This window comes from Hydrogenophaga sp., from assembly GCF_035481345.1.
Lineage (GTDB): Bacteria > Pseudomonadota > Gammaproteobacteria > Burkholderiales > Burkholderiaceae_C > Hydrogenophaga.
Map to the genome: position 1 here is coordinate 1 of NZ_DATIGV010000008.1, position 9,732 is coordinate 9,732.

At 68.2% G+C, this 9,732-nt stretch carries 11 protein-coding genes and 1 pseudogene; 7 read left to right on the top strand and 5 right to left on the bottom strand.

The annotated features are described in order from the left end of the window. A pseudogene (locus tag VLG41_RS00570) lies at nt 1–606 on the top strand (integrin); the annotation flags it as partial. Here VLG41_RS00570 and VLG41_RS00575 read toward each other — a convergent pair. The 3 genes from VLG41_RS00575 to VLG41_RS00585 form a co-directional block, all read right to left on the bottom strand. Continuing rightward, the gene (locus tag VLG41_RS00575; RefSeq protein WP_325347454.1) at nt 600–1,181 is read right to left on the bottom strand and encodes a TMEM165/GDT1 family protein; all 582 of its coding nucleotides are present in this window, start codon (nt 1,179–1,181) and stop codon (nt 600–602) included. The pseudogene VLG41_RS00570 and the gene VLG41_RS00575 overlap by 7 nt on opposite strands. A gap of 64 nt (nt 1,182–1,245) precedes the next feature. After that, nucleotides 1,246–1,881: a 3-oxoacid CoA-transferase subunit B gene (locus VLG41_RS00580; protein ID WP_325347455.1), complete on the bottom strand. Its 636-nt coding sequence runs from the start codon at nt 1,879–1,881 to the stop codon at nt 1,246–1,248. Between the two features lies 1 nt (nt 1,882). Continuing rightward, nucleotides 1,883–2,590: a CoA transferase subunit A gene (locus tag VLG41_RS00585; RefSeq protein WP_325347456.1), complete on the bottom strand. Its 708-nt coding sequence runs from the start codon at nt 2,588–2,590 to the stop codon at nt 1,883–1,885. Nucleotides 2,591–2,687: 97 nt separating this feature from the next. On the opposite strand from VLG41_RS00585, the gene VLG41_RS00590 reads away from it, so the two are divergent. The 5 genes from VLG41_RS00590 to VLG41_RS00610 all read left to right on the top strand — a co-directional run bounded on the left by VLG41_RS00590 (nt 2,688) and on the right by VLG41_RS00610 (nt 6,053). Continuing rightward, nucleotides 2,688–3,242 carry a PAS and helix-turn-helix domain-containing protein gene (locus VLG41_RS00590; protein WP_325347457.1) on the top strand — a complete coding sequence of 185 codons (555 nt, stop codon included), beginning with the start codon at nt 2,688–2,690 and terminating at the stop codon, nt 3,240–3,242. A gap of 81 nt (nt 3,243–3,323) precedes the next feature. Next, the gene (locus VLG41_RS00595; protein WP_325347458.1) at nt 3,324–3,680 is read left to right on the top strand and encodes a hypothetical protein; all 357 of its coding nucleotides are present in this window, start codon (nt 3,324–3,326) and stop codon (nt 3,678–3,680) included. 147 nt (nt 3,681–3,827) lie between these two features. Next, the gene (locus VLG41_RS00600) at nt 3,828–4,613 is read left to right on the top strand and encodes a HupE/UreJ family protein (RefSeq protein ID WP_325347459.1); all 786 of its coding nucleotides are present in this window, start codon (nt 3,828–3,830) and stop codon (nt 4,611–4,613) included. Between the two features lie 33 nt (nt 4,614–4,646). Continuing rightward, entirely contained in the window at nt 4,647–4,997 is a 351-nt protein-coding gene (locus VLG41_RS00605) for a DUF6488 family protein (protein ID WP_325347460.1), read from the top strand. A gap of 3 nt (nt 4,998–5,000) precedes the next feature. After that, nucleotides 5,001–6,053, top strand: coding sequence for a DMT family transporter (locus tag VLG41_RS00610; protein WP_325347461.1), 1,053 nt, complete (start codon nt 5,001–5,003; stop codon nt 6,051–6,053). 96 nt (nt 6,054–6,149) lie between these two features. On the opposite strand, the gene iaaH is transcribed toward VLG41_RS00610, so the two are convergent. Beyond that, nucleotides 6,150–7,655 (bottom strand): indoleacetamide hydrolase, encoded by a 1,506-nt coding sequence (gene iaaH / locus VLG41_RS00615; protein WP_325347462.1) that lies wholly within the window; start codon nt 7,653–7,655, stop codon nt 6,150–6,152. A 184-nt stretch (nt 7,656–7,839) separates the two neighbouring features. Between iaaH and VLG41_RS00620 the strand changes: the two genes are divergently transcribed. Continuing rightward, a complete protein-coding gene (locus VLG41_RS00620) occupies nt 7,840–8,577 on the top strand; it encodes a helix-turn-helix transcriptional regulator (RefSeq protein ID WP_325347463.1) in 738 nt (245 codons plus the stop codon). 42 nt (nt 8,578–8,619) lie between these two features. Here VLG41_RS00620 and VLG41_RS00625 read toward each other — a convergent pair. Further along, the coding region (locus VLG41_RS00625) for a hypothetical protein (protein WP_414652406.1) at nt 8,620–9,732 on the bottom strand (1,113 nt) is incomplete at its 5' end.

Genomic DNA, 9,732 nt, shown 5'->3' on the forward strand with positions numbered 1-9,732 from the left:
TACGTGAAAGCCTCGAATGGCGAGACAAACGACGCTTTTGGCGCCAGTCTCGCGCTGTCCAGCGACGGCACCACCCTGGCCGTGGGAGCCCCTGGCGAACCGAGCATCCGCACAGGCGTCAATGCAGACCAGCACGTCAACAACGCACCGAACAGCGGCGCGGTCTACGTGTTCACGCACGAGGGCAGCGCCTGGGTGCAGCAGGTCTATATCAAGTCCTCCAACTCCGAGGCGGAAGACCAGTTCGGCTCCGCCATCGCCCTGTCGGCCGACGGCAACACCATGGTCGTGGGCACCCCTCTCGAAAGCAGCCATGCCACGGGCATCAACGGCTCTCAGTCGGACAACAGCGCCGCATACAGTGGCACCGCCTATGTGCTCACCCGCAGCGGCAGTACCTGGGTGCAGCAGGCCTATGTCAAGGCCCCGAACACGGACGCGAACGATCAGTTCGGTGGCAGCGTGGCGCTCAGCGGCGGCGCGGGTGGCCGTCCTCTGGTCCTGGCCGTGGGCGCGCTGAACGAAGCAAGCAACGCCACTGGCGTCAACACCGGCGACCAAGCCGACAACAGCGTCCCTGGCAGCGGCGCCGTCTACCTCTACTGAGCCCCCAGCAGCGTGTTCGCGCCCCACAGCGCGAACACGCCCAGCGCCGCGAAGATCAGCGCCGCGACCGCGTGCACCGCCTGGATCGGCACGCGCCGCGTGATCGCCTCGCCGAAGAACACCACCGGCGCGTTCGCGATCATCATGCCCAGCGTGGTGCCCACCACCACCGCGAACAGCGGCTCGTACTGGGCGCCCAGCGCGATGGTTGCGATCTGCGTCTTGTCGCCCATCTCGGCCAGGAAAAAGGCCCAGGTGGTGGCGGCGAACACACCCAGGCCGCGAGAAGCCTTCACCTCATCCGCATCGAGCTTGTCGGGGATCAGCATCCACACCGCCATGGCGATGAAGGACAGGCCCAACACCCAACGCATGACCACCGGGCCCACCGCGGCCATGATCCACGCCCCGGCCGCGCCCGCGAGCGCGTGGTTGAGCAAGGTGGCGACGAGGATGCCCGCGACGATGGGCCAGGGGCGCTTGAAGCGCGCGGCGAGCACCAGCGAGAGCAGCTGCGTCTTGTCGCCCATTTCGGCGAGCGCGACGATGCCGGTGGACAGGAGGAAGGCTTCCAATGGAGTGGGTTCCGACAAAAGAAAACGCCCGCTCGCGGCGGGCGTTGCCGGCGATTTTACCGGCTCAGACCAGGGTCACGCCGGTCTTGGACTGGATGAACTCGCGCGTGACGCCGGGCGCCAGTTCCACGAGCTTCAAGCCCTGCGGGGTTACGTCCATCACGCCCAGGTCGGTGATCACGCGGTCCACCACGCCCACGCCCGTGAGCGGCAGCGTGCAGGCTGGCAGGATCTTCAGGTCTTCCGTGCCGTCCTTCTTCTTGGCCACGTGCTCCATCAGCACGATGACGCGCGGCACGCCGGCGACGAGGTCCATGGCGCCGCCCATGCCCTTGACCATCTTGCCCGGGATCATCCAGTTCGCCAGGTCGCCCTTCTCGCTCACCTGCATGGCGCCCAGGATGGACAGGTTGATCTTGCCGCCGCGGATCATGGCGAAGCTGTCGTGGCTGCCGAAGATCGACGAGCCCTTGATGGTGGTCACCGTCTGCTTGCCGGCGTTGATGAGGTCGGCGTCGACCTCATCCTCCGTCGGGAAGGGGCCGATGCCCAGCATGCCGTTCTCGCTCTGCAGCCACACCTCCTTGGTGCCGGTGTGGTTGGCCACCAGCGTGGGGATGCCGATGCCGAGGTTGACGTAGAAGCCGTCCTCGAGCTCTTGCGCCGCGCGCGCGGCCATCTGGTCTTGGGTCCAGGGCATTTCAACCTCCAGCTTTCTCGGTAATGGTCCGCTTCTCGATGCGCTTCTCGGGGCTCGCGTTGTGCACGATGCGGTGCACGTAGATGCCCGGCAGGTGGATCTGGTCGGGGTGGATGTCGCCGGTCTCGACGATCTCTTCCACTTCCACGATGCAGACCTTGCCCGCCATCGCCACGGCCGGGTTGAAGTTGCGCGCGGTGTAGCGGAACTGCAGGTTGCCGCTCCTGTCGGCGCGGTGCGCCTTCACCAGCGACACGGCCGGCACCAGCGAGCGCTCCATCACATAGGTCTCGCCGTCGAACTCGCGCAGTTCCTTGCCCTCGGCCACCAGGGTGCCCACGCCGGTCTTGGTGAAGAAGGCGGGGATGCCGGCGCCGCCGGCGCGCAGCTTCTCGGCCAGCGTGCCCTGGGGCGTGAATTCGAGTTCGAGTTCACCGGCCAGGTACTGGCGCTCGAACTCCTTGTTCTCGCCCACGTAGCTGCTGATCATCTTCTTGATCTGGCGGGTGTCGAGCAACTTGCCCAGGCCGAAGCCGTCCACGCCCGCGTTGTTGGAGATGACGGTGAGGTTCTTGACGCCGCTGTCGCGCAGGGCGTCGATGAGGGCTTCGGGGATGCCACACAGGCCGAAACCGCCGACGGCCATGAGCTGGCCATCGGCGACCACGCCCTGGAGCGCGGCGGCCGCGCTGGGGTAGATCTTGTTCACGGGGATTGCCTCCGGAAGGTCTTGCTTGCTGGGGATGCAGGAAACCGCAACGATACTACGTAGCGGATTACGTAGTATTTCGTAAAGGGCAACCACGATGGACATCGACTACCGGCTGGCGTTCGACCTGGCGCCCGTGGGGCTGGCGCTCTCGCGCGAGCGCTTCATGGTGGACTGCAACCAGGCCCTGTGCGAGATGTTCGGTGCCACGCGCGAGCAGCTGGTGGGCCAGAGCTTCCAGATCCTCTACCCCAGCGCCGACGAGTACGAGCGCCTGGGCGCGCGCATGGCGCCGCTGTTGGGACGCAGCGGCACCTACGCGGACAACCGCATCATGAAGCGCGTGGGCGGGCGCCAGGCGGGCGAGACCTTCTGGTGCCACGTGACGGGACGCGCCGTGGACCGCCACGCGCCGCACGCGGCGGGCATCTGGAGCTTCGAGGACCTGAGTTCGCACCGGCCGGTAAGGGCCTCGCTCACGGCGCGCGAACGCGAGGTGGCGGCCTTGATCATGGACGGGCTCACGAGCAAGCAGATCGGCAAGTTGCTGGCGATCAGCCACCGCACGGTGGAGGTGCACCGGGCGCGCTTGATGCGCAAGTACCAGGCGCACAGCACGCCGGATCTGGTGCATCGTCTGATGGCGGGGTAGTTGGTTGCCGGCTGGGTTGGCGCTCCGACGAATGACGTGGGGACAGTGTGGCCTCAGCGAGGTCCCTTCTATACTCCAGCGATGCGCCGCGCCCTGGAGGTCTATCTGCTGATTGCCGTCATGCTCATGCAGACGGTGGTCTGGCTGTCGCCTTTTGCCATCGCCGCGCAGACTGAGCAACTGGCTCACATGACGGTTCATGTACAAGACGTCGACCATCATCACCATGACGACGAGTCGCTGCATCTCTCACCCGATGGCGATGGCACCGCGCCACACTTTCACGTCGACAACGGCTTTCAGCCAATCGGGTTGACGGCGCCTGCCGTGAAGGCCGGATTCGCCGCGCTGCCGAGTACACCGCCGCACACGGTCCCTTCTGAGCCCCCCACCGTCTTCCTCGACGGATTGCTGCGCCCTCCCAGCGCAAGCGCCTGAGGTCCGCACGGCTGTCCGCTTGCGGCTGCCGCTGCGCACCTCTCCCCTGGAACCTGTCCCCGCTACGGGCGTTCGGCTGCGTCCGAGCCGAACCTCAGGGGCTCACTCGCCCGAGCGAAGCCTCACCCATCCTCTTCCATTTCGCATATGAAATCTTTCTCCATCAGGCGCTGGCTGGCGCTCGCCTTGGGTGCGGCGCCAATGCTGGCGCTGGCCCATGGCATATCCGCCGAGGACCAGCAGCGGATGCTGGACGCTGGCTACTTCCACTACATCGAGCTCGGTGCCCGGCACATGCTGACGGGCTACGACCACCTGCTGTTCCTCTTCGGCGTGGTGTTCTTCCTGACGACGTTCCGGGACGTGGCCAAGTTCGTGACCGTCTTCACCATCGGCCACTGCATCACGCTCATCGTCGCGACGTACTTCGGAATCACCTGGAACTACTACCTGGTCGACGCCATCATCGCGCTGAGCGTGATGTACAAGGCGTTCGACAACAACGGCGGTTTCCAGAAGTACTTCTCCATGGCCTCGCCGAACCTGCTCTGGGCCGTGTTCGGATTTGGCTTGCTGCACGGCTTCGGCCTGTCGACGCGTTTGCAACAGCTCCCGCTGGGCGACGACCCCCTCGCCATGCTCTGGCGCATCTTGAGCTTCAACGTCGGTGTGGAAGTGGGGCAAATCGCCGCACTCACGGTCATGGTGGGCGCTTTGGCCCTGTGGCGTCACCGACCGTCGTTCAGGCGCTTCAGCTACGCGGCCAATCTGGCGCTGTTCTATGGCGGCGTGTACCTGCTGTTCACGCAGTTGCATGGCTACCAGCACGACAGCCACCCCGACAGCTTCCGATTCCCTGCCGCCGAGCACCGGCACGCCCATGAAGACATGGACGTGGAAAACACGGAAGACAAAAGCCGCAACGGCATCTGACCCCCACTGAACATCCCTCTCAAAGGACTCATCATGAAAGCACTCATCCTGACCGCCGCGCTGGCCGCTCTGCAATCCTTCAGTCCGGCGGCCTTGGCCGACAAGGGCAGCAGTTGCCACTTTCATGGCAAGAACCCTGCAAGCGAGGCGGTCGTCACCGATTGCGCAAACCAGCGCCGCGACGCGCTCGTCAAGGCGGGCAAGCTCGACAGCTCCTGGCAATCGGTCCAGCTCGGGAAGCTGGAGCTGGTGGACGGCAAGAAGGGCAAGGAGTGGAAGGCCACCTTCACCAACCCTGCTGCGGAGGACAAGACGAAGCAGAATCTGTATGTCTTCTTCTCGCATCCCGGCAACTTCATCGCCGCGAACTTCACCGGCCAGTAAGGCATGACACACCGGTCACCATCACCCGTACTCAGGGGCGGTCTGCTCGCCTTGCTGGCGGCCGTGCTTTTTGGGCTCAGCACACCCTTCGTCCAACTCTGGGGCCGTGGTCTCGGCCCGTTCACCACAGCCGGACTTCTCTACGGTGGCGCTGGCCTCGCGGCATTGCTCATGCGTCGCCCCAAGGAGCGCGAAGCCCAGCTGCAACGAAGTGACGTCGCTCGACTGCTGGCCATGGCGCTTTTCGGCGCGGTCATCGGCCCCGTCGCGCTGGCATGGGGCCTGCAACGCACCAGCGGCGCATCCGCCTCGCTCATGCTGACCCTGGAGGCACTCTTCACGGCGTTGCTGGCCTGGCGGCTGTATGGGGAGACGATCGACCGGCGCGTTGTCCTGGCCATGGGGTCGCTCCTGGCCGGTGGCGTGGTTCTCGCACTCGAGCAAGGCCTGTATGGCCAGGTGCAGTTGCTCGGCCTGGCCGCCGTGATGGCAGCTACGGCCGCCTGGGGCGTGGACAACACCTTGTCGCGCGGGGTAGCCGACCGGGACCCGGGCCAGGTGGTGCTGGCCAAGTCGGTGCTGGGCGTCGTGGCGACCTTCTTGCTCGCGCCATGGTTCGATGAGCCCATGCCGGGTCTTGTGACCGCTGGCGTGCTGCTGGCCATCGGAGCCAGTGGCTACGGTTTGAGCCTGCGCTTCTATTTGCTCGCCCAGCGGACCTTCGGTGCCGCACGCACCGGCTCCGTATTCGCCTTTGCTCCGTTCATTGGTGCCGTGGGAGCCCTCAGCCTGGGCGAGCGCGCCGGATCCGTTCTGCTGGTTCTCGGAGGCGCGCTGATGCTGGCCGGTGTCGTCTTGCACCTGGCCGAATCACACAACCACCAGCACGTGCATGAACCCGTTGAACACGAGCACGCCCACACGCACGACGACGGCCATCACGACCATGGGCACGACCCCATGCCCCGGGGCGCTCACAGTCACCGGCATATTCATACGTCGCTCGTTCACAAGCATCCCCATGTGCCGGACCTGCACCATGGGCACAAGCATTGACGGTCGGAGCCGCTCAGGCACTGCCAGGCTGCGCGTCGAAGCCCCCCAGCGGCGCAGACCAAGCCCTCGGCCCGCCAACCAAGCCACCAGCGATGCTCACCGCCCCGCCGGCACCCTCCCCACCAGCCGCTCGATCGCCATCCCCAGCGACACCAGCCGCCGATCGCTCCCCGCCGGCCCGTCCAGCTCCAGCCCCACCGGCAAGCGCGACGAAGCGCCCAGACCGACAGGCACCTGCACCCCCGGCAGCCCCGCGTTGCTCCCCGGGTCGGTGTTCTGGATGAACAGGCCAAAGGTCTCCACGCTGCTGCTCTGCGGCCCCGCGTCGGCCGCCACGCGCGGCACGGTGGGGAACACCAGCGCGTCGATGCGGTGCTGTGCAAACGTCTCCGCGTAGAGCTTGATCAGCGCCGGCCGGTGCGTCGCCATCGCGGCGCGGTACACCGGCTCGGTGTCGGTCAGCCCCGCCGGCGGCGGCGCCGGCAGCTTGCGCGGCACCACCAGGGCCTCGTAGGTGCCCTTCACGTCCGGGCTGGCGATGCCCGCCACCAGCTGCTGCAGGCCCACGCCCGTGCCGCGTTCGCGCAGGTACTTCACCATGTCGTCGTGCGCCTCGTACATCGCCACGGGGAAGCCCACCATGCCGTTGAGCTGCATGAGTGTGGGCATGGGCACGTTCACCACCGCCACCCCCGCACCGCGCAGACGCTGCAGCGCAGCGTCGAAGGCCGCCTTCGTGTCCGCGTCCAGATTCGCCAGGAATTCGGGCGCCAGCCCCAGGCGCACGCCACGCAACTCGGCCGCGCCCACGGCCGGCCCGCCCGCGATCACCCGGTCCATCAACTCGACGTCGCCCATCGACACCGCCATCGGCCCCGCCGTGTCGCGCGTGTGCGAGATCGGCGCGATGCCGGTCTGCGCGTAGCGCCCCATCGTGGGTCGCAAGGACGCACAGCCATTGAGCGCGCACGGCAGGCGCACCGAGCCGCCCGTGTCCGTGCCCAGGCCCGCGGGCGCCATGCGGCTGCCGATGGCCACCGCCGTGCCCGATGAAGAGCCGCCCGCCATCTTCGAGGGGTCGTAGGCGTTGCGCACACCCGGCTGCGGGCCGGTGTTGTAGGCCGGGTTGAAACCCGAGATGCCGAAGGCCAGCTCGTGCATGTTGGTCTTGCCCAGCACCACGGCACCGGCCTCGCGCAGCCTGGCCAGCACGGGCGCGTCGGCCCGGGGCACGAAGTTCTTGAGCGCGGGCGTGCCCGCCGTGGCCGGCAGGCCGGCCGCCTCGATGTTGTCCTTCACCACGATGGGCACGCCCTGCAGCGGCAGGCAGGGCGCGCCACTGGCACGCCGTGCATCGGCGGCGCGCGCCGCCGCCAGGGCGCCGGCCTCGTCGAGTGTGACGAAGGCGTTGAGCGCGGTGCGCGCCTTCGCACGCTCCAGGTAGGCGCGGGTCAGGGCCTCGCTGCTCACGCGCCCGCTGCAGACCGCGGCGGCGGCTTCCGTGGCGGTGAGCGTGGTGAGGTCGGGCGCGCCGCCGCGTGGGCTGGCACAGCCCGCGAGTGCGGCGGCCACGGCGAACAGGGACAAGGCAGGACGGCGCATGGCAAGAACTCCGGAGTGGAACGGCAGGCGCCACTGTGCGCCGCGCCGGCGCCGCCGTCTGTCCTCAGGATCAATGACACGCCCTTCCCGGCACGCGGCTTGCACCGCCGCCACCACCCAGGTTGCCCCGATTGACCCGCCCCGCCCCGCGCGCTACGTTCCCGCCACACCCTCGCCTGCCGCCATGCAACTCTCGCCCACCGAACAAGGCCAGCTCGCCGCCTGCTTCGCCCTGCTCGCGCAGGACCTGAACGAGCGCGACATCCGCGCGCGCCTGGGCGAGCAATTGCTGCACCTCTTCCGCGCCCAGCACTTCGCCTCCTACGTGTGGGACGAGGCCGCCAACCGCTTCGACCACGGCCTGGCGATCAACATGGACCCGGCCAACCTGGGCCGCTACGACGCCTGGTACCAGTTCCACGACCCCATCACCTTCCGCCTGCAGCAGCGCCGCCAGGCCACGCTGGTGAGCGAGGTGATGCCACGCGCCGAGCTGCTGCGCTGCGAGTTCTTCAACGACTTCCTCGCGCGCGACGGCCTGCACTGGGGCATCAACCTGCACGCCTTCGACGGCGCGCGGGCCCTGGGCGACCTGCGCATCTGGCGCGGCCGCCAGGGCCGCGAGTTCGGCGCGCACGAGCGCGAGCTGCTGCAGTTCATCGAGCCCGCCTTCTCGGCCGCGCTGCGCCGCGCGCGCGACGCGCGCCGGCCCGATCCCGCCGTGAGCGACGCCGCGCTGGCCCTGCTGAGCCCGCGCGAGACCGCCGTGGCGCGCTGCGTGGGCCAGGGCCTCACGGACAAGGAGATCGCGCGCGAGCTGGGCATCGGCCTGCCCAGCGTGCGCACCTACCTGCAGCGCGTGTTCGAGAAGCTGGGCGTGCACCGGCGCGCGGCGCTGGCGCGGGTGGTGGACCGGCTGTGACCGAGCCGGGGGCGCCCCTTGAGGCGGCCCCGGCGACCGGCATCACGGCTGCAACTGGTTCACCAGGCCGTTGGCCTGGGCGGTGGACAAACCCATCTTCGCCGCGCGTTCGCGCGCCTTGGCCGCCCCGTCGGACAGCAGCTTGGCGTAGGCCTCTTCCACTTTCTCGGGTTTCACGTCCTTGCCCAGGGCCTTGAGGATGTCCGCCTTCTGCGCGGCATCCGGCTGCAGGGCGGCCACGCTGTCGTCGAGGTAGGTGTTGAAGCGCTTCGTCACCTCGGCCGAGGGCAGGTTGGCGGGCAGCTCGATGCCCAGGTCGCCCAGCGCCTCGCGCTGTTGCGCGACAGTGAGCACGCCCAACTCCTTGCCCGTCATCTCCAGCTGAAGCGCCTTGAGCAGACCGTCGCGCGCTTCCTCGCGCAGCGAGTCCACGGCGGCCGTGACAGCGGCGGCGTCCTGCACCTCGGGCTCGCGCAGCAGTTGCATCGCCAGCGCTTGCTCGCCAGCCTGGAACTGGCGGGCCAGGGCCAGCAGATCGACCGTCGTGGCGGCCTGGGCCTCTTCCTCTTCGACCGGGGGCGGCCGGCGGTCCACGTCCATGCCGAAGGACGTCACCACCTCTTTCCAGCGCCGCGCTTTCACCAGGTGGGGCTTCAGGCGGGCATTCAAGGCGTACGGGTTCTTCACGCGGTCGCCCTGCTTCTCGGCCTTGGCCGCCGCGGCGTCGGCCGCGGCCTTCTCGGCGGGCGACAGCAGCGCGGCCAAGTCCTTCTTCGCGGCGTCGTGCCCGGCCTGCGCCGTCTTCTGCTCGGCCAGGAAGGTTTTCTCGCTCTCGGCCTTCTTCTGTTCCTTCTGCTTCGCGCTCAGCGTGCTGTCGGCGTCGATGTCGGCGTCGCGCTTCGTGCGCTCGGCCTGCGCCTTGCGCTCGGCTTCGGTCGCGGCAAAGTCCTTCTCTTGCGCCAGCACGCGCTGGTCGGCCTTGTCCTTGGCGTCGGTCAGGCGCTGGTCGATGGCCTGGATGCGCTCGGTGTAGTCCGCCGGACGCGGGTTGAGCTTGTTCAGCGCCGCCAGCTCGCTGTCGTGCGTGCGCTCGGCCTCGGCCTTGGCGCGCTCGGCGTCGGCCTTCACGCGCGCGGTGTCGGCCTCGTGCTGGTG

Bases quoted from the DNA above. Each gene is read 5' to 3' on its own strand.
- VLG41_RS00595 (WP_325347458.1), top strand. From the start codon at position 3,324: ATGCGCCGCGCCCTGGAGGTCTATCTGCTGATTGCCGTCATGCTCATG.
- VLG41_RS00580 (WP_325347455.1), bottom strand. From the start codon at position 1,881: ATGCCCTGGACCCAAGACCAGATGGCCGCGCGCGCGGCGCAAGAGCTC.
- VLG41_RS00600 (WP_325347459.1), top strand. From the start codon at position 3,828: ATGAAATCTTTCTCCATCAGGCGCTGGCTGGCGCTCGCCTTGGGTGCG.
- VLG41_RS00590 (WP_325347457.1), top strand. From the start codon at position 2,688: ATGGACATCGACTACCGGCTGGCGTTCGACCTGGCGCCCGTGGGGCTG.
- VLG41_RS00610 (WP_325347461.1), top strand. From the start codon at position 5,001: ATGACACACCGGTCACCATCACCCGTACTCAGGGGCGGTCTGCTCGCC.
- VLG41_RS00620 (WP_325347463.1), top strand. From the start codon at position 7,840: ATGCAACTCTCGCCCACCGAACAAGGCCAGCTCGCCGCCTGCTTCGCC.
- VLG41_RS00605 (WP_325347460.1), top strand. From the start codon at position 4,647: ATGAAAGCACTCATCCTGACCGCCGCGCTGGCCGCTCTGCAATCCTTC.
- iaaH (WP_325347462.1), bottom strand. From the start codon at position 7,655: ATGCGCCGTCCTGCCTTGTCCCTGTTCGCCGTGGCCGCCGCACTCGCG.